This is a genomic window from Bradyrhizobium sp. Rc3b (assembly GCF_900114915.1).
Taxonomy (GTDB): Bacteria; Pseudomonadota; Alphaproteobacteria; order Rhizobiales; family Xanthobacteraceae; genus Bradyrhizobium.
Map to the genome: position 1 here is coordinate 247,052 of NZ_FOUS01000003.1, position 21,360 is coordinate 268,411.

A 21,360-nucleotide genomic window follows, 5' to 3' on the forward strand; every position below is an offset into this window, starting at 1 on the left:
CGTTCCCGGCAGGTTCCAGCCTCCCCTCCCCAGTCCTACCGGCCCTCATGTCCTCCATCATCTCCGTCGCCAACCTGTCGAAGACCTATGGGTCCGGCTTCAAGGCGCTCAAAAACGTCAATCTCGACATCAAGCGGGGCGAGATCTTCGCGCTGCTCGGCCCGAACGGCGCCGGCAAGACCACGTTGATTTCCATCATCTGCGGCATCGCCAATCCGAGCGAGGGCCGCGTCCTCGTCGGCGGCGAGAACATCCAGACTTCCTACCGCAAGGCGCGCTCGCTGATCGGCCTCGTGCCGCAGGAATTGCACACCGACGCCTTCGAGAGCGTGTGGGCGACCGTGAGCTTCTCCCGCGGTCTGTTCGGCAAGCCGAAGAATCCTGATCACATCGAGAAGGTGCTGAAGGACCTCTCGCTCTGGGACAAGAAGGACAACAAGATCATCACGCTCTCCGGCGGCATGAAGCGCCGCGTCATGATCGCCAAAGCGCTGTCGCACGAGCCGCAGATCCTGTTCCTGGACGAGCCCACCGCCGGCGTCGACGTCGAGCTGCGCAAGGGCATGTGGGAGGTGGTGCGCACCCTCCAGCAGTCCGGCGTCACCATCATCCTCACCACGCATTACATCGAGGAAGCCGAGGAAATGGCCGACCGCATCGGCGTCATCAACAAGGGCGAGATCGTGCTGATCGAGGACAAGGCGACGTTGATGCAGAAGCTCGGCAAGAAGCGGCTGACGCTGCATCTGCAGGGCAGGCTCGACGCGCTGCCGGAGAGCCTTGGCCATTACGAGCTGGAGCTCTGCGATGCCGGCGCGACGCTGGTCTACGATTACGACACCAAGGGCGAGCGCACCGGCATCACCAGCCTGCTCGGCGATCTCCGCACCGCCGGCATCCGCTTCAACGATCTCGACACGACGCAATCGTCGCTCGAGGACATCTTCGTCGATCTCGTGAGGACGTCATGAACCATCGCGCCATCCGCGCCATTTATCTGTTCGAAATGGCGCGCACCTGGCGCACGCTGCTGCAAAGCATCGTCTCGCCCGTCGTCTCGACCTCGCTCTATTTCGTGGTGTTCGGCGCCGCGATCGGCTCGCGCATCAGCCAGGTCGAGGGCGTCAGCTACGGCACCTTCATCGTGCCGGGCCTGATCATGCTCTCGGTGCTGACCCAGAGCATCGCCAACGCCTCGTTCGGCATCTACTTCCCGAAATTCACCGGCACGATCTACGAGATCCTGTCGGCGCCGATCTCCTATTTCGAGATCGTGCTCGGCTATGTCGGCGCCGCCGCGACCAAGTCGATCATTTTGGGCCTGATCATCCTGGCAACGGCCGGACTGTTCGTGCCGCTGCATATTCACCATCCGGTCTGGATGCTGGCCTTCCTGGTGCTGACGGCGGTGACGTTCAGCCTGTTCGGCTTCATCATCGGGATCTGGGCCGACGGCTTCGAGAAGCTGCAGATGATCCCGATGCTGGTGGTGACGCCGCTGACCTTCCTCGGCGGCAGCTTCTATTCCATCGACATGCTGCCGCCCACCTGGCGCACGGTGGCGATGCTCAACCCGGTCGTCTATCTGATCTCCGGCTTCCGCTGGAGCTTTTACGAGATCGCGGACGTCAGCATGTCCGTCAGCGTCGGCATGACGCTGGCGTTCCTGGTGATTTGTCTCGTCGTGATCTGGTGGATTTTTCGGACGGGGTATCGGCTGAAGAACTGACGCGTCATCACCGATAACAGTGGAAGCGGTGATACCCGTCATAGTATCCGTGGCAGCGGTGACGGTAGTGACGATGGGGAATGCCGAGCACGCCCTCGACTGCACCAACGGCGCCGCCGACGCCGGCACCGACGACGCCTCCGACCGCGCCGCCCACGGGGCCGGCAATCCGGTTGCCCTCGTACGAACCTTCCTGGGCGCCGCGGACGATGCCCTGGGCGTGGCCGGCCTGCGGCAGCGCCAACAGCGCGAGCAGGATGGCGGCGGCCGCGAACACCAGACGGAAGGCTGAACCGGCCGGCGACGGCGCGGCGGCGATGCGGGCTTTGTTCATCTTCGATCCCAAACGGTGAATGGCGGCGAGCGCCGCCTGTCGAGGCAGGTGATCGTCAACGCACCGGTCGGCCAAATGGTTGCGCCTTTGTGACGAATTGTCGGCGTTGTGAATGGGGCACCGCTCGCGAAAATGTCAGCTTCGCCGCGCGCGGCGCGGCACAAAGCGGCCTTGCTTACGCCTCGCGCCGCGTTAACGATGGGCAGGCAGGCCGCTGGAACGAAAGCCGGATTGCAGGCATATTGCACGCCGGGGACGGAGAGCCGCGGCGCCTAGCGTGAACAGGCCGGAGGCCAGGATTCAAATGCGTTTCCAGATGCGTTCATTTTTTATCGCTTTCACCTCACTGATGCTTTTGAGCGCAGGCAGCGCGCAAGCCAAGGTCGAGATCACCGTCGACAAGGACAATCAGCAGATGACCGTCGCCGTCGACGGCGTCGCGCGGTATCACTGGCCGGTGTCGACCGGCATCCCCTCGCGCGAAACGCCGAACGGCGCATTCCGCGCCTTCCGCATGGAAGAGGATCACTATTCCAAGGAATTCGACGACGCACCGATGCCTCACGCGATCTTCTTCACCAAAGTCGGCCACGCCATCCATGGCACCGACTCGGTCGGCCGTCTCGGTTCGCCGGCGTCCCACGGCTGCGTTCGGCTGTCGCGCCAGAATGCTTCGACGCTCTATGCGCTGGTGCAGCAGCAGGGCGTGCTCAACACCTCGGTGACGCTGACCGGCTCGGCGCAGGTGGCGCTGGCGCGCAATCCGCGCGGCCGCACCAACAATGCAGTCGCCCGCGCGCCGCAGCAGCCTGCCGAAGAGCAGTACGCGACCACCGGCGATCCCGTGAACCTGACGCCGCCAGCGCAGCCCGCCCGCCGCTACATGCCGCAGGACGACAACTACATCTATCCCGCCGACGGCAGCGATACCGGCGCGCGCTATCCGGCACCGCGCGGCACACGCCCGCTCTATGATGCGCAGGTCTATCAGCAGCAGCCGCGTCCCTATTACGACCAAGGCTCCGGCCAGCAGGGCTATTACTATCAGCCGCAGCCGCGGCAGGTTTACCAGCCGCGCGGCTATTACTATCAGAACTGACGCTATCTGAACGCGGCGTCGCCGCGTTCCACGATCTTTCGCGCAGCATCGACAAAGGCGCGTGCGACCGGCTCGAGAATCCCGGGCCCGGTCGCTGCGAGGTCGTCCGACGGCGTGTGGAAGGTGCGATGGCGGCCGGCCATGCCGAGGAAGTTGGCGTAGCCCGCCGCGTGCACATCGCGCAGCTCGCCGACCGCCTGCTTCTCCGTCACCAGGCGTTTGGCCGCGACCTTGGCAAAGGCCTCATCGGTCAGCGCAACCGCGGATTTGCTGAGCACGAGATAACGTTCTTCCTCGGGCCGATCGGTGCGGACACCTTCCGCAAAGCCGTAGCACGCATTCGACGAGCCGAAGTGAATCCACGCCAGCGTGTCCTTCGGTGTCGGGGCGCCGTGCTTCAGGAACAGCTCCATGCCGCCATGGCCGATCTCGTGGCCGGCGGTGGCGATGAAGACAAAATGCGCCGGCCATTTCTCGGCAGCGATGATGCGTGCCAGCGCGAGGAAGTTGGCAATGCCGGGCCCGCGCTCGCAGACGCAACTATACCAGCCGGTCATCGGCGTGGAGACCACGACGGTCGGCCCCCGGCCGGCGCCGATCTCGGCGATGACGTTGCGGCCGGTGACATCGCGTTCGTAGCGGCCCTTGACGTCGAAGCTGACGGGCGTGCCTTCGGCGAGCGCGCGCTCGAACGTCGCTTTCGACCTGGCCCCGACCACGATCACCGGCACCGGCCAGGGCGCATCCTCCTGCGTGACATTGTAGGCGAAGCGATCGTCGGCGGGATTGCCGATCATCAGCAGGATCGCGGCCGGCTTCTTCGCCGCCGCTTCAGCGACGGCCGCACGATGGGTCGGCCCCAGATAGGCTCCCCGGTCGAATGGCAGATCGAGCATCAGGATCTTGCCGACGACATCGCCATCACGTGCGAGCGACGCCGACAGGTGGAAGCTCGCTCTGTCCTCCGGCGGCCACCAGAATGGGGTCGCCTCGACACGGATACCGGCGGCTTCAGCGCTGGCCTGCTCGACGACATATTGGCGACCCAGCACGACGGGCTGGAAGCTGATCGCAAAGCCCGCGGCCGCAAGCTCGCCGGCAATCCAGTCGGCGGTCCCGCGATCGCCGGCAGAGCCGAAGCGGTGCAGACCGAAGGAGGCATAGCGCGCCACATCTTCATAGAGACTCGCGCCCGATAGCAGGTCCTTGGCTGTGGCCTGTCCGACCATGAGAACCGCCATCGCTCCGATGAAGACAAGCCGCATGCAAGTGGCTCCCTGTATCATTGCTTTTTTTGCGACAGTTTCCGCCTTCCACGGCCGCCGTCAACCGCGAGACTGGACGAAACGCGCAAAGATTTCATAAGCTCCTGTTTTCACGAGCGCTGCGATCCCCGATGCCGTCACGTGCCGCGACGATCCTGACCGTGCTCTCGGTTCTCATTGCAGGACAAGCCATGGCTATTGATATGGCCTTTGATATCGAGGCGCATCGCGGCGGGCGGGCTCTACTGCCGGAAAACACCCTGCCAGCCTTCGCCAACGCGCTGTCGATGGGTGTTGACACGCTGGAGCTCGATGTCGGCGTGACCGCGGACGGTGAGGTCGTCGTCTCGCATGAGCGCGGGCTCAATCCTGATCTCGCACGCGGCGTCGGCGGGACTTACATTGCTCCGCCCGGCACGCCTTTGGTAAAACTGCGGCTGGACGAGGTCAGGACCTATGACGTCGGCCAAATCCGGCCGGACAGTGCCTATGCGAAGCAATTCCCCGACCAGCGCGCCCTGCCGGGGACACGCATTCCCACCCTGAGCGAGCTGTTCGCGCTGGTGCGCAAGTCTGGCAACTCGCGTGTGCGCTTCAACATCGAGACCAAGATCGATCCGAACCGCCCCGACGAAACGCTCGACCCGCAAGCCTTTGTCACGAAGCTGCTGGGACTGATCGAGACCGAAACGTTTTCCGACAGGGTCATGATCCAATCCTTCGACTGGAGAACCCTGCAGCTCGTCCAGCAGCAGGCGCCGAAGATACCGACCGTGTACCTGACGCTCCAGCGCGGCACGGGCCAGACAGTCGCGCTGGACAAAGCCACCAATTGGACGGCGGGCTTCAGCCCGACCGATCACGGCAGCTCGCTGCCACGGACGATCAAGGCGGCGGGCGGCACGATCTGGTCGCCCAATTTCGGTGACGTGACGGCGGCGCTCATCGCGGAGGCCCACAAACTCGGATTGCGCGTCGTGGTGTGGACGGTCAACAAGCGCGAAGACATGGCGCGGATGATGGAGCTCGGCGTCGACGGCATCATTTCCGACAGGCCCGACCTGCTGCGGGAGGTTGCCGGCGAGAAGGGCGTTGTGCTGCCGGCGGGGACGCCGGTCGAGCCGTAACCGTCGGTCTCGTGTCCCGGACGCGGTGCAGCGCGCAACGCTACTGCGCTGCGTCCGGGGGCACGGAGACGATTGTCGTGCCGCCCTACTCTCCGTTCTTCAAACGCCGGTACAAGGCGCCCAGGATGTTGGAATAGTCGTCGGTCCAGACCCGCACCCTGTCGTCGGCTTCGGTCTGCTCCCAGACCTTCGAGGACGCGAGCCGACCGATGTCGGCCTCATCGCGCGCGGAGATGACGACGTCGGTCGAGAAGATGTAGTCGCCATCGCGCCCGGAATCCTCGTTGAAGACCCAGCTCTTGAGATCGTTGGCGTCGGCGATGCCGACCACGACGGTCTCGAGATCGAGGTGCCGGTTGGAGACGTGCATCACCACGGCCCCGTGCGGCGCGAGCTTGTCCTTGTAGATCTTCATCGCCTCTTCGGTGGCGAGATGAATCGGGATCGCATCCGACGAATAGGCATCGACGACGATGAGGTCGTAGGCGCCGTCGGGCTCCTTGGCGAAGGTGAGGCGCGCATCGCCGATCACCGGCTTCATGTCCGGCAGGCAGCTCGAGATGTAGCGGAAATTTTTGGGGTCACGCGCAGCATCCACCATCGACTGGTCGATCTCGAAGAATTTCCAGTCCTCACCAGGTTCGGCGGCGCAGGCGAGCGTGCCCGATCCGACGCCGATCGCGGCGACCTTGAGCGGCGCGCCCTTGCGCTCGCGGATCGCGCTGACGGCCTGACCGATGCCGCCGTCCTTGTGATAGTAGGTGATCGGCTCGGGCCGACCGGTGACCGGCGTGCCGTCATTGTTGCGGAAGCGCTCGGCGCCGTGGATGGTGGTGCCGTGCATCAGCACGTGGAAATAGCCGCCGGGCGTCACCACGATCTTGTGCACGCCGAAGAAGCTGCGCACCGTCGTAACGCGACCTTCGTCCGCGGGATAAACCCGGATCAACGCCAGCGCGAGCGCTACGGTGGCGAAGATCTTCCAGCGGCCGGCATTGAGCGCCAGCGCCAGCAGCGCGGCGAGCACGCCGACGGCGCCGGCGACCCAGACGCGGTGATCCTCCAACCAGGTCGAGAGGCCGCCAGTGGTGTAGGACGGCGCAACCAGCGCAACCGCGAGCGCGGCGAGCACCAGCCAATACCATTTGACGACACCTGCGAGACGCTCACTCGCGGACGGCCGGCACAGCGCGGCAAGCGCGATCAGGATCGGGTATTCGGCGATCCACGAGAAGGTGAAGGGAGCAACGAGGCCAGCAAAGAGACCGCCGACCATGCCGCCGAACGACAGCGCGACATAAAAACCGGTGAGATATCTGGCGGCCGGCCGCGTCCGCGCCAGCTCGCCGTGACAGGCCATGGCGATGACGAAGAAGCAGAGTTGATGGCCGCCGAGTGTCAGCAGCAAATTCTGCTCGCCGCCGAAGGCGAGCAGAACGATGACGCCCGCGATCGCGACCGGCTGCAGCATCAACATCCATTTGTGCGGCAGCAACGGCCGCGACTGGAACACCACGACCCAGGTGAGCAGATAAAGCGACAACGGCAGCACCCATAGCAACGGCGCCGCAGCGACGTCGGTCGAGATGTGCGCGGTGACCGCGATGAGCAGGCCCGAAGGCACCGCGGCGAGGAAGATCCAGCGCAGCCGCGTCACGATATCAGGCGCCGGCGCGTTGACGTCCTCGGTTCGCGCATCGGCCACCGCCAGCTTCGGCGAGCGCAACAGCAGCACGCCGCAGGCGGCGATCAGGAGGATTAGCAAGCCATAGCCACCGGTCCAGAGCCGGTTCTGCGCATGCAGCGTGAACATCGGCTCCAGCAGGAACGGATAGGACAGCAACGCCAGGAAGCTGCCGATGTTGGAGGAGGCGTAGAGGAAGTAGGGATCGTGCCCGGCGGGATGGCCGGTGCGGACGAACCAGGCCTGCAGCAGCGGATTGTTGGCGGCGAGCGCAAAGAACGGCAGGCCGATCGAGACCACGAACAGGCCGAGCAGCCAGAACGCATAGCCCGAAGCGGGCGGCTCGCCATAGGCGGACGCAATGCCGAGCGGCAGCGTGGCGAAGGCCGCGATCAGCAGCAGCAGATGCACCGCCACCGGCACGACGCGGCTCCTCGCCTGCATCAACAGATGCGCATAGGCATAGCCCGCCAGCAGCAGCGACTGGAAGAACACCATCGCCACCGACCACACCGCCGGCGAGCCGCCGAGCCGCGGCAGCACCATCTTCGTGAACAGCGGCTGCACCGAGAACAGCAGCAGCGCGCTGACGAAGATCGCAGCGGTGTAGACCGTCAGCAGCAGCCGGTTGCGCGAGGCGGACGGCTGCTCCGTGGCGGCAGGTTGCACGATCGAATCCATGGAAGCTCCAGCCTACATTCCCCGGCGGGCGCCGGACGCGCGCAATGGAGCACAAGGCGCCTGAACGGGCAATAAAGGCACTCGTGATGTTGCAGCGAGGAATGCCTGATATAGAGATGTCATTCCGGGGCGCGCGAAGCGCGAACCCGGAACCTCGAGATTCTCCGGTGCGGAGCCCGCACCATAGTTCGATGCTGCGCATCGCCCCGGAATGACGCCAGGGAAATCATGACCGAGACCGACGTCGTCATCATTGGCGCTGGCCATAACGGCCTCACTTGCGCCGCCTATCTCGCGATGGCGGGCCTGCGCGTGCGCGTGGTCGAGCGCCGCAAGGTGGTCGGCGGCGCCGCAGTCACGGAGGAGTTTCACCCCGGATTCCGCAATTCGGTCGCGGCCTACACTGTGAGCCTGCTCAATCCGCAAGTGATCCGCGACCTCAAGCTCACTGAACAGGGCCTGCGGATCGTCGAACGGCGCGCCCAGAACTTTCTGCCCGCGCCGGATGCCAGCTATCTCCTCACCGGCGAAGGGCGGACAAAGCCATCAGTCGCACGGCTGAGCGCGCATGACGCAGACGCGCTCGACGGATTTTCGCGCGAGCTGGAAGACATCGCCGACGTGCTGCGGCAGTTCGTGCTTCGCGCGCCGCCGAACCTCGTCGACGGCTTTGGCACAGCGGCCGTTCGCGAAGGCGTCAACGCCTGGAAGACCGCCAACATCCTGCGCGGTCTCACGCTGGAACAGAGCCGCAGCCTGCTCGATCTCTTCACCCGCTCGGCCGGCGAGATGCTGGACGAGCGCTTCGAGCATGATCTGGTCAAGGCCCTGTTCGGCTTCGACGCCATCGTCGGCAACTATGCCAGCCCCTACGCCGCCGGCTCGGCCTATGTGATGCTGCATCACGCCTTCGGCGAGGTGAACGGCAAGAAGGGGGTCTGGGGCCACGCCATCGGCGGCATGGGCGCGATCACGCAGGCGATGGCGCGCACAGCGCGCGATCGGGGCGTCATGATCGACACCGATGCCGGCGTCCGTGAGATCATCGTCGAGCGCGACCGCGCCGTCGGAATCGTGCTGGAGAACGGTTCAACCATCCGCGCGAAATATGTCGCGGCCAATGTCAATCCAAAGCTGCTTTACACGCGGCTGGTCGCGGCCGACGCGCTCCCTGCGGACTTCCTTGCCCGCATCCGGCACTGGAAGAACGGCTCCGGCACCTTCCGCATGAACGTTGCGCTGGACTGCCTGCCCTCCTTCACGGCGCTGCCGGGCGAGGGCGATCATCTCAGCTCCGGCATCATCCTGGCGCCGAGCCTCGGCTACATGGACCGCGCTTATCTCGATGCGCGGGCGCAGGGCTGGAGCCGGGAGCCGGTCGTCGAGATGCTGATCCCCTCGACGCTCGACGACACGCTGGCCTCAGCTGGAAAGCACGTCGCCAGCCTGTTCTGCCAGCACGTCGCGCCGGAGCTTCCCGATGGAAAGTCGTGGGACGACCATCGCGAAGAGGTCGCCGATCTCATGATCGCGACGGTGGACAAATACGCGCCGGGTTTTGCGGCGAGTGTGCTGGGCCGCCAGATCCTGTCCCCGCTCGATCTCGAACGGCAGTTCGGCCTCCTCGGCGGCGATATCTTCCATGGCGCGCTGACGCTGAACCAGCTGTTCTCGGCGCGGCCGATGCTGGGCCATGCCGATTATCGCGGGCCGTTGAAGGGCCTCTACCATTGCGGCTCCGGCGCCCATCCCGGCGGCGGCGTCACCGGTGCGCCCGGCCATAACGCCGCGCAGACGATCTTGAGAGATCACCGGTCGCTGTTCGGAAGCCGTGGATAGGTCTGTGGATGAGCTGTGGACTGGCCGTTGAATGATCTGTGGTCAGACCGAGGATACATGGGCCAGAACGCCGGGACCGAATTTGGGGAAAGCCGGTGGATAATCGCGGGACAAGCGGGTGGACGGCGTCCCGGCAAGCGGTGGACAATTTGTGAAGATCACTGAGAACGCTCGCCCGAAAACGACCTCGCCCGCCAGGGTATCCCCTCGCGGGCGGTGATCAGGAAAAACCTCAAAGAAAAATAGCCCCCGCTGGGAAATGGAGGCGGAATTTACTTCAAGGAGCTGCTAATCGAAGTGAACTTGTCGTTCAGGGTGACGCCCAGGCTGTTCACCACGGTGATGATCGCCAGAGCGATACCTGCGGCAATCAGGCCGTACTCGATCGCGGTTGCGCCGGACTCGTCCGACCAGAACTTTTGAACCATGCGCTTCAAAACTCGCCTCCGTTTCAATTCCAAGCTGTGTTGGTTGGTTTCGACATCCGCAAAGATACGGGGCGCAACCTACAGCCCGGTTAACCGGGAACCGCAACATATGCGGAAAAATGGCGATAAAAGCTCCAAAAATTGAACTCAACGGAACCCTGAATGCAGCCTTCTCCCACCCATCGCGCCAGCTTTTCGATCGGCAGCGAGGCCGACGCCAGGCGCGTCGTCGACGTGCTCACCGAGGTGTTTTTCGACGGCGATGCGGCGGTTGCCGCCTTCGAGCGGCCCGACGGACCATGGGACGTCACGCTCCATTTCGCCGAGGCGCCCGATCAGGCTTGGCTACGCGAACTCGTTGCAACTTCAGCAGGAAATGCGATCGCCGCGACGCTTCTCTTCGATACGGTCGAGGCCAAGGACTGGGTCAAGGCCAGCCTGGAAGATCTCGTCCCGGTCCCGGCCGGGCGCTTCGTCGTACACGGCAGCCATGACCGCGACCGCGTGGCGCCGAACAAGCTCGCCATCGAGATCGAGGCGGCGCTCGCCTTCGGCACCGGCCACCACGGCACCACCCGTGGCTGTTTACTGCTGCTTGACCATGTCCTTAAGAGTTCCCGTCCGAGGAACCTGCTCGACCTCGGCACCGGAACCGGCGTCCTCGGCATCGCGGCGGCGAAGGCGCTGCATCGCGCGGTGCTTGCCTCCGACATCGACCCGCCGTCGGTGCGGGTGGCGGCCGAGAACGCGGTGCTGAACGAGGTCGGCAACCAAGTGCGGGTCATCCGGGCCACCGGCTTCGCCGCGCCGGATTTCGAAAAGGCCGGTCCGTTCGACCTGGTGCTGGCCAACATCCTCGCCAATCCGCTCAGGCAATTGGCGGGCCCGATGGCGCGGCATCTCGCGCCCGGCGCACGTGTCATCCTCTCCGGCCTGTTGACGCACCAGGCCCCCGCCGTGATCGCCGCGTACCGCGCGCGCGGCCTCGTGCCGTTGAAGCATCTGCGGATCGAGGGGTGGAGCAGCCTGTTGCTGCGGAAGGTGTCGTAGGGTGGGTTAGCCCTGCGATTGCGCAAAAGCACAATCGCTCGGCGTAACCCATCTCTTTTGTCACCGCGGGAAAAGACGTGGTGGGTTACGCCTTCGGCTAACCCACCCTACGAAATCGCCGCGCTACTCCGCAGGCTTCTCGTCCCGCCGCATCGGAGGCTCGTCCTGCAAGCTACGCCTCGCGCGACGCTCGGCGATACGGTCGATCATCTGGCGCATGACGCCGCGCGGTTTCTTCGGTGCCGCCGCGGTTGGGGCGCGACGCACCGGCGGCGTAATCTTCTCAAACGTGAACGCTGGCATCGTGTGTCCCCTCGCCGTTGAGATGAACCACCTGCTCGAATTTCCCTGTCATCCGGACGAAGCGCAACTGCCGCATCCTTTACTCCACTCAATTCGAATGGAACCATTCAAGCACAGTCCATGCCAGATGCGACGCGAATGCGTCCAGATTGCGGACTCGTCCCCATGATCCTAAAGTGATCCACCATGTTCGAAGCACACTTCCAGACATTCGAGGAGCCGGAGGCCGGCGTCGCATTGACGGCGCGGCTCGCCGCCCTTCGCGAAGAACTCGCCCGCCGCAAGCTGACCGGCTTCGTGATCCCGCGCGCCGATCAGCAGCAGAACGAATATGTGCCGCCGTCCGAAGAGCGGCTGGCCTGGCTGACCGGCTTCACGGGCTCGGCGGGACTCGCGGTGGTGCTGACCCAGGAGGCCGCATTGTTCGTCGACGGCCGCTACACGCTTCAGGCCGCCAAGCAGGTCGACGCGAAGGCCTGGGCCGTGGAATCGCTGATCGATCCGCCGCCGGAGAGCTGGGTGTCCGCGCATCTGAAGGCCGGTGACCGCCTCGGATTTGATCCGTGGCTGCACACTTTTGCGGCAGCCGAGCGCCTGTCCGCCGCCTGCGCCAAGGCCGGCGCCGAGCTGGTCGCCGTCGACAGCAATCCAATCGACGCGGTCTGGCAGGACCGCCCGCAGCCGCCGATCGCCCCCGTCGCCGTGCACAGTCTGCAGAATGCCGGCGTCACTGAAGCCGAGAAGCTGACGCAGATCAGAGCCGAGATCGTCAAGCTCGGCGCCGACGCGCTGGTGCTGTCCGACAGCCACGCGGTGGCCTGGACCTTCAACATCCGCGGCGCCGACGTCGCGCACACGCCGCTACCGCTGTCCTATGCGCTGGTGCCGAAGGACGGTCGTCCCACCATCTTCATCGACCATCGAAAACTCTCCAACCTCACGCGCGACCATCTCGAGCAGTCCGCCGACGTGCGCGAGCCCGATGCGATGGCGCCGACGCTGATGGCGCTTGCCAAAAGCGGCGCTGCGATCGCGCTCGACGGTGCCACAGCGGCCGATGCGCTCAGCCGCCTGATCGCGGGCGCCGGCGGCAAGCCGGTGCGCGGCAGCGATCCGATTGCGCTGCTCAAGGCTGTCAAGAACGCGACCGAGATCAAGGGCACGAAGACGGCCCATGTGCGCGACGCCGTGGCGCTGGCACGCTTCCTCGCTTTCATTGATCGCGAGGCCGCAAGCGGCAAGCTGACCGAGATCGATGCAGTCGAGGCGCTGGAGACGTTCCGCCGCGACACCGGCGCGCTGAAGGACGTATCGTTTCCGACCATCTCGGGCACCGGCCCGAACGGCGCCATCGTGCACTACCGCGTCACCCGCAAGAGCAACCGGCGGATCGCGCCGGGCGACCTCTTGCTGATCGATTCCGGCGCGCAGTACGAAGACGGCACCACGGACGTCACGCGCACCATGGCCGTGGGCGAGCCGACCGACGAAATGCGCGACCGTTTCACCCGCGTGCTGCGCGGCCACATCGCGATCGCGCGCGCCGTCTTTCCGGACGGCACCACGGGCGCGCAACTCGACACGCTGGCGCGGCAATATCTCTGGGCCGCCGGCGTCGATTTCGAGCACGGCACCGGTCACGGCGTCGGCAGCTATCTCTCGGTGCATGAAGGGCCGGCGCGGATCTCGAAGCTCGGCACCACGCCGCTGAAGCGCGGCATGATCCTCTCCAACGAGCCCGGCTACTACAAGACCGACGGTTTCGGCATCCGCATCGAGAACCTGGAGCTGGTGGTGGCCGCCGACATCAAGGGCGCCGAGAAGCCGATGAACGCGTTCGAGACGCTGACGCTGGCGCCGATCGACCGCCGCCTCATCGATGTCGCGATGCTGAGCCGCGACGAGCTCGGCTGGCTCAACGCCTACCACGCGCGTGTAAGGGCCGAGGTACGGCCCGCGCTGGACGAGGCGACACAGACCTGGCTCGATCAGGCGACGGCAGAGCTGAAGGCGTAGGGTTACCCTGCCGCAGCGCGCATGGCGCTACGCCGTTTGCGCAACGCTGTTTTCCCGACACGGAGGCTAAAGCGAATATCGCGCCTCCAGCATAACCATCCCGGAATCCGTATAGCCGCATTCCGAAACGCCGATATCCGTCTTGTGCGAGCGCGCTACAGTCGATTCGAACTCGAAAGACGGACACCAATGCACGGCATGATCAGCAAGCCGCCGGGAGCGGCGGCCAACCTCGCGACATCGCGCCTGGTGCTGCTGTTGCTGGTCGTGATGACCGGGATCGCGCCGATCTCTCTTTATATCCTGGTTCCGGCACTGCCGGTGCTGGCGACGAATTTCGGCAGCGACATCTCGATCGCGCAGATGACGGTGTCGCTCTACATGGTCGGCATCGCGCTGTCGCAGCTCATCATGGGACCGCTGTCCGACCGGTTCGGACGACGCCCTGTGCTGCTCGGAGGGCTGGCGCTGATGGTCGTGGCAAGCGTCGCGTGCATCTTCGCCGAGACCTTGCCGCAATTGATTGCCGCGCGCTTTTTCCAGGCGCTCGGCGGCGCCTCCGGCATGGTGATCAGCCGCGCCATCATCCGCGACATCTACGAGCGCGACCGCGTCGCCTCGATGATCAGCCTCGTGGTCGCCGCGCTGATGATCGGGCAGATGGTTTCGCCGCTCACCGGCGGCCTGATCGAGACCGCGTTCGGCTGGCGCGCGATCTTCTACGCCATCACCATCGCCGCGATCATTGTCGCCGCCGGCATCGCGGTGGCGCTGCCCGAAACGCGGCGCAGCCGCGCCGCCGGCAGCGGCTTCCGCGGCGACGTCGGCATCTTGATCCGCAACCGCGCTTTCGTCGGCTATGTGATGTGCCAGGTGCTGGCCTCGCAGATCATCTTCACCTTCGCGGGCGGCGGCCCCTACATCGTGGTGACGCAGATGGGCCGCAGCAGCGCCGAATACGGCGCCTGGTTCGCGACCTCGGGCTTTGCATTTCTCGTCGGCAACCTGCTCTGCGTGCGCTTTGCGCCGCGGCATTCGCTGGAAAAGCTGATCTGGTTCGGGCTCGCCCTTCAGCTCGCCGGCAGCCTTGCGAACCTGCTCTGGAGTTTGATCGGCTGGAACGAGGCGCCGGCCTGGCTGTTCGGCACGCAGATGATCGTGATGGCCGGCAATGCCTTCGTGATGGCGAATTCGGCCGCCGGCGCCATCAGCATCCGCCCCGAGGCCGCCGGCACCGCCTCCGGCACGATGGGCTTCCTCCAACAGGGCATCGGCGCGCTGATGTCGCAATTCGGCGCCTATCTCGGCGGCCACTCCGCAACGACGCTGCCACTCACCGCCGCAGTCCTCGCGATCTCGCTGCTCTGCGCCTGCGTGATGATCTTCGTCGTGCCCCGCCGCGAGATGACGGTGAGCGAGACGCTGATCAAGCAGGCGGAAGAGGAAGAGAGTGGGATAATGTGAGGGAGGCTATGCGCGTTACCCTTCCCCTCTCCCCTTGTTGTGGGAGAGGGTGGCTCGCCGCGGAGCGGCGAGACGGTGAGGGGTCTCTCTCCACGCAGATCACTCTCAGTCGAGTTTGTGGATACGACCCCTCATCCGGCGCTTCGCGCCACCTTCTCCCACAAGGGGAGAAGGAAGAAACCTCACTCCCCGATCAGCGTCAACCACTCGTCCTCAGTCAGCACCTTGACGCCGTGCTTGTTGGCCTCTGCCAGCTTCGAGCCCGCGCCGGGGCCGGCGACGACGAGATCGGTCTTCTTCGACACCGAGCCCGACACCTTTGCCCCTAAGCGCTCTGCAGTCGCCTTGGCCTCGTCGCGCGTCATCTTCTCCAGCGAGCCCGTGAACACCACCGTCTTGCCGGCGACGGCGGAGTTGCTCTTTGGCTTCTCGGCGTCGACGATCTCGACTTCCTTGGTCAGCCGCTCGACGATGCCGCGGTTGTGGCTCTCGCCGAAATAATCGGCGATGCTCTTGATCACGGTGTCGCCGATCTGGTCGAGCGCGTCCATGTCGGCCATCGCCTCCTCGTCGCCGTGAGCGATCTTGAGGCAGGCGTCGTGGAAGGCGTCCCAAGAGCCATAGCCGCGTGCCAGCGCCAGCGCCGTGGTCTCGCCGACATGGCGCATGCCGAGCGCATAAATGAAGCGTTCGAGCGCGATTGTGCGCCGGCTCTCGATGGCGCCGAACAGATTGCGCACCGAGGTGGCACCGTAGCCCTCGATCTCCTCGAGCTTCAGCTTCGCGTTGCGCTTCTCCAGCGTGAAGATGTCGGCGGGCTCCTTGACCCATCCCTCGTCGAAGAAATACTGCAGCTGCTTCTCCCCTAAACCGTCGATGTCGAACGCACGGCGCGAGACGAACAGCTTGAGGTGTTCGACCTTCTGATAGGGGCAGGCGAACTCGCCGCTACAACGGGCGCGGGATTCCTCCTCGCCGGCTGCGGTTGCGCCGCGGACGACGTCGGTGTGCAGCGGGCACGGGCACTTCTTCGGGAAAGAGAATTCCCTGGCGCTCTTCGGCCGCTTGTCGAGGACGACATCGACGATCTGCGGAATCACGTCGCCGGCGCGCTGGACCACGACGGTGTCGCCGATCCTGATATCGCGCCCCTCGCGCAGCACCTCGCCCTTGTTGCCGATGCCCTTGATATAGTCCTCGTTGTGCAGCGTGACGTTTTGCACGATCACGCCGCCGACGCCGACCGGCTCGAGCTTGCCGACCGGCGTGAACGAGCCGGTGCGACCGACCTGAATCTCGATGTCGCGCAGCACGGTCATGGCTCGCTCGGCCGGGAATTTGTGCGCGATGCCCCAGCGCGGCGTGCGCGAGACGAAGCCGAGCCGCTCCTGCCAGTCGATGCGGTCGACCTTGTAGACAACGCCGTCGATGTCGTAGTCGAGCTCGGCGCGCTCTTCCTCGATGCTCTGGTGGAACGCGATCAGCTCCTCGACGGAGTGACACAGCTTGGTCAGCGGATTGGTCTTGAAGCCGCAGCGCTCGAACCAGTCGATCATGCCGCTCTGCGTCGCTTCCGGCATCGCGTTCATCTGCCCCCACGCATAGGCGAAGAAGCCGAGGGGACGCGAGGCGGTGATGGTCGGGTCCTTCTGGCGCAGCGAGCCCGCGGCCGAATTGCGCGGATTGGCGAAGATGGTATCGCCCGCCGCCTTCTGCCGCTCGTTGAGCGCGAGGAACGCCCTCTTGGTCATGTAGACCTCGCCGCGGACCTCGCAGATATCGGGGATGTTCCGGCCCTTCAGCTTTTGCGGTACGTCTTCGAGCGTGCGGATGTTGGCAGTGACATCCTCGCCGACCGCACCGTCCCCGCGCGTCGCCGCAGTGACGAGCTCGCCACCCTCGTAGCGCAACGACATCGAGAGGCCGTCGATCTTCGGCTCGGCGGAGAAATTGACCTTGTCGTCGTCGAGCTTCAGGAAGCGCACGATGCGGCCGACGAAGTCGCGCACGTCCTCCTCCGCAAAGGCGTTGTCGAGCGACAGCATGGGAACGGAATGCCGGACCTTCTTGAAGCGGCCTGACGGCGCTGCGCCGACCTTCTGAGAGGGCGAGTCCGCGGTGACGAATTCAGGAAAGCGCTTCTCGATCGCATTGAAGCGTTGGCGCAGCGCGTCGTACTCGGCGTCGGTGACGGTGGGCGCGTCCTCCTGATAGTAGCGCTCGTTGTGCCCCTCGATCTCCAGCGCCAGCCGCATGTGCTCGACCTTGGCCTGGGCCTTGGTGAGGTCGGCGACGTCGCGAAGCGGTGTTGTTTTGGATTTTGCTGCTCTGACCATGGTGCTTGGATACGACGGAGCGGGTAGCACGGTAAAGGCGTGTGGAAATCTCGTGCCCCGAACGCAGCGCAGCGCTCCCGGCGATGCGGAGCATCATCCGGTGCGGTGCGCTGCAGAGCCGGGGCCCACGTGGCAGAAATCTGGGTCCCGGCTCTGCGGAGCAGCGCTACGCGCTGCGCCGCGTCCGGGACACACAATCAAGCCGTCGCCGCCTTCAGCAGCCTCTCCGCCGCCGCCCTCGCCTCGGCCGTAATCTCTGCCCCCGCCAGCATGCGCGCGATCTCCTCGCGGCGGTGGTCGGCGGCCAGCGCATTGACGCGGGTGGCGACGCGCTTGCCCTTGTCGAGGGCATCCTTGGAGATCAGCAGGTGCTGGTCGGCGCGGGCGGCGACCTGTGGGGCGTGGGTCACGGCCATCACCTGCACCTTGCCGGCAAGCCGCGCCAGGCGCCCGCCGATAGCGTCGGCGACCGCACCGCCCACGCCGGTGTCGATCTCGTCGAACACCAGCGTCGGCGCCGAGCCGCGGTCGGACAGCACGACCTTGAGCGCCAGCAGGAAGCGCGACAGCTCGCCGCCGGAGGCGACCTTCATCATCGGTCCTGCCTTGGTGCCCGGATTGGTCTGCACCCAGAACTCGACGCGGTCGAAGCCTTGCGGGCCTGGAGCTGCCTCATCGGTCGCGACCTGCGTCATGAACCTGGCGCGTTCGAGCTTGAGCGGCGCCAGCTCGGCGTTGACCGCCTTGTTGAGCTTCTCAGCCGATTTCTGCCGCACCAGCGACAGCTTCTTGGCGGCGGCGGCATAGCGGCTATCTGCCTCGATCGCGGCCTGCTCCAGCTTTTTCAGCCGCGAGGCGCCGGCATCGATCAGCACGACGTCGGCGGCGTATTTGGCGGCCAGCGCGGCCAGCCCGTCGACCGGCGTCGAATATTTGCGCGAGGCGGCCCTCAGCGCGAACAGGCGCTCCTCGATGCGTTCGAGCTCGGCCGGATCGAAATCGGTCGCGGCGAGTGCCGCCTGCAGATGCTGGTCGGCCTCTTCCAGCGCGTTGATCGCCATGTCGATCGCCTTCACGGCCGGCTCGACCAGTGCGGGCGAATTGACGCCGCGGCGTTCCAGCCGGCGTACCGCCGCCGAGAGCGTCGAAACCGGCGAATGGTGCCCACCGACAGCCTCCTGCGCCTCGCGCAAATCGGAGGCGATCTTCTCACCCTGCATCATGGTGGTGCGGCGGTTGGCGAGCGAGGTTTCCTCGCCGTCCTTGGGCGCGAGCTGCTTCAGCTCGGCGGAGGCGTGGCGCAGATAGTCGGCCTCCCGCGCGGCGCGCTCCATGGCGGAGCGATGCTCCTCCAGCGCGGTGTTGGCGGTGCGGCGTGCGTCCCAGAGCGTTTCGACCGCGGCGACGTCCCTCTCCAGGCCGGCGAACGCGTCGAGCAGGCGGCGGTGGGTCGCGGCATCGACCAGCGCACGCTCGTCATGCTGGCCGTGGATCTCCACCAGGGCGGCGCCGACCGCCTTCAGCGTCTGCACGCTGATCGACTGGTCGTTGATGAAGGCCCGGGTGCGGCCGTCGGCGAGCTGCACGCGGCGGAGAATCATCTCGCCGGTGTCCTCGAGGCCGTTCTCGGCGAGGATTTTCGTCGCGGGGTGATTCTTGGGGACATCGAACACGGCGGTCACCTGCCCCTGCTCCACGCCGTGGCGCACGAGGCCCGCGTCGCCGCGGCCGCCGAGTGCCAGCGCAAAGGCATCGAGCAGGATGGATTTGCCCGCACCAGTCTCGCCGGTCAAAACCGCAAGGCCGGTGGCGAATTCGATATCGAGCCGTTCGATCAGGACGATGTCACGGATCGACAGACGCGCCAGCATGGAACCAAATTTCCTAGCCGAGACCCATCTTCTTGAAAGTCCGGCTGATCCAGGACCCCTGATTCTCGCTCGGTTCGAGACCGCCGGATTTTACAAGATTATAGGCGTCCTTGTACCAGCGGCTGTCAGGAAAATTGTGCCCAAGCACGGCTGCCGCGGTCTGCGCCTCGCCGACAATGCCGATCGCCATATAGGCCTCGGTCAGCCGGAACAGCGCTTCCTCGACATGGCGGGTGGTCTGGTACTGCGTGACGACGGTCTTGTAGCGGTTGATCGCAGCCGTGTAGTCGCGCTTCTGCGCGTAATAGCGGCCGACATTCATTTCCTTGCCGGCAAGCTGGTCGCGCGCACCCTCGATCTTGGCCTTGGCGGATGTCGCGTATTCCGAGTTCGGATATTTGCGCACCACCTCTTCAAGGGCGGCGATCGCCTTCTCGGTGCGGGCCTGATCGCGGCTGGTGTCCGGGATCTGGTCGTAATGGGAGGCGGCGATCAAATATTGCGCATAGGCCGCATCCGGGCTGCCGGGATGCAGCGTGACGTAGCGGGTGGCAGCGCCGATGCAGCCGTCGAAGTCGCCGCCCTGGTAGGACGCATAGGCCGACATCAGAAGCGATTTACGGGCCCAGTCGGAATAAGGATGCTGGCGGTCGACCTCTTCGAACTTCTTGTTCGCCGCCTTCATGTCCTTCTTCTCGTTCATGAGGTACAGGCCCTCATTGTAGATCTTGTCGGCGGGCTCCTCGACGAAGGTGTCGTCCTTGGCGGTGAACTTGTCCCAGAGCGAGCCGGTGCCGCAGCCGGCCAGCGGCAGCGCGAGCATCATGAAGGTGACGGCCTGAAGCAGCCCGCGGGCTCGCGACGAGACCGAGAAATATCCGCGCGTCGTACGCTGTGCCGACATGAGTTTAAGCCCTGACGCCCTGTGATGCGGTGCCGCCAGCCCATGAACCCCGTCATGGGCGCGAAATGTAACCGTGGTGCCTTGCCATGCGACCACGCCGATGTATCCGAAAAGCGATCTTTAACCAACCGGATAGGCAGGCATTTCGCCCGGATTAAGGCGAACGTGCCGCAATCCTAGCCGATCGTGGTTACCAGGAGTTTCCCGGGGTAAGCCGCTGCCTGAGGCAGGCGGCAACAGCTCTGTTCAGGACACGTCCGGCCCATAGGCCGCAGCGATCCGGCCGCCGACGATACCGCGACCGACCTCGCCCACGGGGCGCGTGGTGCGGCGGGCTGCCTCGCCCTCGACCACCCGCCAGGCGGTACGGTCGGCGAGCAGCGCGGTCAGCACAGCGTGGTTGAGCTTGTGGCCGCCACGCACCGAGCGGTAGGCGCCAAGCAGCGGCAGGCCGGCCAGGGAGAGGTCGCCGATCACGTCCAGCACCTTGTGGCGGGCGCATTCATCGGCGTAGCGCAGGCCCTCGGTGTTGAGCAGCCGCTCGTCGTCGAACACGACGGTGTTGTCGAAGGAGGCGCCGAGGGCATAGCCCGCGCTCCAGAGCCGCGCAACGTCGCTCATCAGACCGAAGGTCCGGGCCCGGCCGACTTCGCGGCGGAAACGCTCCGGGTTGAGATCGAAGGCGTAGCTCTGCTGGCCGATGACGGGATTGGTGAAATCGATCTCGACCTCGACGCAGAACCCGTTGGCATAGGGCCTGATCTCGCCGAAGGAGTCGCCGATCTTGACTGAGATCGGCTTCAAAACCTGGATGAAGCGGCGCTGCGCCGGCTGGGTAACGATGCCGGCCTGGTCGATCGCCGCAATGAAAGCCGCCGCGCTGCCGTCCATGATCGGCACTTCGGGACCGTCGATCTCGATGGTGGCGTTGTCGACACCCATACCCCGCAGTGCAGCAAGCACGTGCTCGGCGGTGGACACCAGCGGACCGTTGCGATCGCCGAGGACGGTGGCGAAGTCGGTCGCGATCACCTGCTCGGCGGTCGCCTGAACTTCGCGGTCACTTCCCTCGAGGCCGGTGCGGACAAAAATAAAACCCGCGTCGACAGGCGCAGGCCCAAGGGTGAGAGTGACGGGAAGACCGGAGTGAACGCCTACGCCTGCCACGGAGGCTTGCGCACGAAGCGTTGTTTGCCGGCTAAATTTCATCAGGAACCCGCCCCACTACGA

General features: G+C 65.3%; 17 protein-coding genes. 8 read left to right on the forward strand and 9 right to left on the reverse strand.

Features of this window, described 5'->3' with window-relative positions:
- The first annotated feature begins 47 nt into the window (after positions 1 to 47).
- Together BM190_RS08000 and BM190_RS08005 are read left to right on the forward strand one after the other, a co-directional pair.
- A complete protein-coding gene (locus BM190_RS08000; RefSeq protein ID WP_092253425.1) occupies positions 48 to 971 on the forward strand; it encodes an ABC transporter ATP-binding protein in 924 nt (307 codons plus the stop codon).
- Positions 968 to 1,729: an ABC transporter permease gene (locus BM190_RS08005; protein ID WP_018322533.1), complete on the forward strand. Its 762-nt coding sequence runs from the start codon at positions 968 to 970 to the stop codon at positions 1,727 to 1,729. The genes BM190_RS08000 and BM190_RS08005 overlap by 4 nt, the downstream gene beginning before the upstream one ends.
- Before the next feature lie 7 nt (positions 1,730 to 1,736).
- On the opposite strand, the gene BM190_RS08010 is transcribed toward BM190_RS08005, so the two are convergent.
- A complete protein-coding gene (locus BM190_RS08010; protein ID WP_092253427.1) occupies positions 1,737 to 2,063 on the reverse strand; it encodes a hypothetical protein in 327 nt (108 codons plus the stop codon).
- A 304-nt stretch (positions 2,064 to 2,367) separates the two neighbouring features.
- Between BM190_RS08010 and BM190_RS08020 the strand changes: the two genes are divergently transcribed.
- Positions 2,368 to 3,162, forward strand: a complete 795-nt coding sequence (locus BM190_RS08020; RefSeq protein ID WP_026202764.1) for a L,D-transpeptidase — start codon at positions 2,368 to 2,370, stop codon at positions 3,160 to 3,162.
- Between the two features lie 2 nt (positions 3,163 to 3,164).
- On the opposite strand, the gene BM190_RS08025 is transcribed toward BM190_RS08020, so the two are convergent.
- On the reverse strand, positions 3,165 to 4,427 hold the full coding sequence (locus tag BM190_RS08025) for a hypothetical protein (RefSeq protein ID WP_092253431.1): 1,263 nt from the start codon (positions 4,425 to 4,427) through the stop codon (positions 3,165 to 3,167).
- A gap of 131 nt (positions 4,428 to 4,558) precedes the next feature.
- On the opposite strand from BM190_RS08025, the gene BM190_RS08030 reads away from it, so the two are divergent.
- Positions 4,559 to 5,554 carry a glycerophosphodiester phosphodiesterase gene (locus BM190_RS08030; protein ID WP_092253433.1) on the forward strand — a complete coding sequence of 332 codons (996 nt, stop codon included), beginning with the start codon at positions 4,559 to 4,561 and terminating at the stop codon, positions 5,552 to 5,554.
- 85 nt (positions 5,555 to 5,639) lie between these two features.
- On the opposite strand, the gene BM190_RS08035 is transcribed toward BM190_RS08030, so the two are convergent.
- Positions 5,640 to 7,919, reverse strand: coding sequence for a fused MFS/spermidine synthase (locus tag BM190_RS08035; RefSeq protein WP_092253435.1), 2,280 nt, complete (start codon positions 7,917 to 7,919; stop codon positions 5,640 to 5,642).
- A 228-nt stretch (positions 7,920 to 8,147) separates the two neighbouring features.
- Here BM190_RS08035 and BM190_RS08040 point away from each other — a divergent pair, with 228 nt between their 5' ends.
- Positions 8,148 to 9,758, forward strand: coding sequence for a phytoene desaturase family protein (locus BM190_RS08040; RefSeq protein WP_092253438.1), 1,611 nt, complete (start codon positions 8,148 to 8,150; stop codon positions 9,756 to 9,758).
- Positions 9,759 to 10,030: 272 nt separating this feature from the next.
- Here BM190_RS08040 and BM190_RS08045 read toward each other — a convergent pair whose 3' ends face one another.
- On the reverse strand, positions 10,031 to 10,186 hold the full coding sequence (locus tag BM190_RS08045) for a Flp family type IVb pilin (RefSeq protein ID WP_018322539.1): 156 nt from the start codon (positions 10,184 to 10,186) through the stop codon (positions 10,031 to 10,033).
- Between the two features lie 162 nt (positions 10,187 to 10,348).
- Here BM190_RS08045 and BM190_RS08050 point away from each other — a divergent pair, with 162 nt between their 5' ends.
- On the forward strand, positions 10,349 to 11,236 hold the full coding sequence (locus BM190_RS08050) for a 50S ribosomal protein L11 methyltransferase (protein ID WP_092253440.1): 888 nt from the start codon (positions 10,349 to 10,351) through the stop codon (positions 11,234 to 11,236).
- Between the two features lie 123 nt (positions 11,237 to 11,359).
- Here the strand turns inward: BM190_RS08050 and BM190_RS08055 are convergent, their stop codons facing one another.
- On the reverse strand, positions 11,360 to 11,539 hold the full coding sequence (locus BM190_RS08055; protein WP_018322541.1) for a hypothetical protein: 180 nt from the start codon (positions 11,537 to 11,539) through the stop codon (positions 11,360 to 11,362).
- A 186-nt stretch (positions 11,540 to 11,725) separates the two neighbouring features.
- Between BM190_RS08055 and BM190_RS08060 the strand changes: the two genes are divergently transcribed.
- Together BM190_RS08060 and BM190_RS08065 are read left to right on the forward strand one after the other, a co-directional pair.
- Positions 11,726 to 13,555 carry an aminopeptidase P family protein gene (locus BM190_RS08060; RefSeq protein WP_092253442.1) on the forward strand — a complete coding sequence of 610 codons (1,830 nt, stop codon included), beginning with the start codon at positions 11,726 to 11,728 and terminating at the stop codon, positions 13,553 to 13,555.
- 189 nt (positions 13,556 to 13,744) lie between these two features.
- The gene (locus BM190_RS08065) at positions 13,745 to 15,019 is read left to right on the forward strand and encodes a multidrug effflux MFS transporter (RefSeq protein ID WP_092253444.1); all 1,275 of its coding nucleotides are present in this window, start codon (positions 13,745 to 13,747) and stop codon (positions 15,017 to 15,019) included.
- A 182-nt stretch (positions 15,020 to 15,201) separates the two neighbouring features.
- Here BM190_RS08065 and ligA read toward each other — a convergent pair whose 3' ends face one another.
- The 4 genes from ligA to lpxC all read right to left on the reverse strand — a co-directional run bounded on the left by ligA (position 15,202) and on the right by lpxC (position 21,339).
- Positions 15,202 to 17,355 carry an NAD-dependent DNA ligase LigA gene (ligA, locus tag BM190_RS08070; protein WP_092253446.1) on the reverse strand — a complete coding sequence of 718 codons (2,154 nt, stop codon included), beginning with the start codon at positions 17,353 to 17,355 and terminating at the stop codon, positions 15,202 to 15,204.
- A 197-nt stretch (positions 17,356 to 17,552) separates the two neighbouring features.
- Positions 17,553 to 19,226 carry a DNA repair protein RecN gene (gene recN, locus BM190_RS08075; RefSeq protein WP_092253448.1) on the reverse strand — a complete coding sequence of 558 codons (1,674 nt, stop codon included), beginning with the start codon at positions 19,224 to 19,226 and terminating at the stop codon, positions 17,553 to 17,555.
- 13 nt (positions 19,227 to 19,239) lie between these two features.
- Complete coding sequence (locus tag BM190_RS08080; protein ID WP_092253450.1) at positions 19,240 to 20,130, reverse strand: outer membrane protein assembly factor BamD; 891 nt, start codon at positions 20,128 to 20,130, stop codon at positions 19,240 to 19,242.
- A gap of 246 nt (positions 20,131 to 20,376) precedes the next feature.
- Complete coding sequence (lpxC, locus tag BM190_RS08085) at positions 20,377 to 21,339, reverse strand: UDP-3-O-acyl-N-acetylglucosamine deacetylase (protein WP_092253452.1); 963 nt, start codon at positions 21,337 to 21,339, stop codon at positions 20,377 to 20,379.
- Between the last annotated feature and the right edge of the window lie 21 nt (positions 21,340 to 21,360).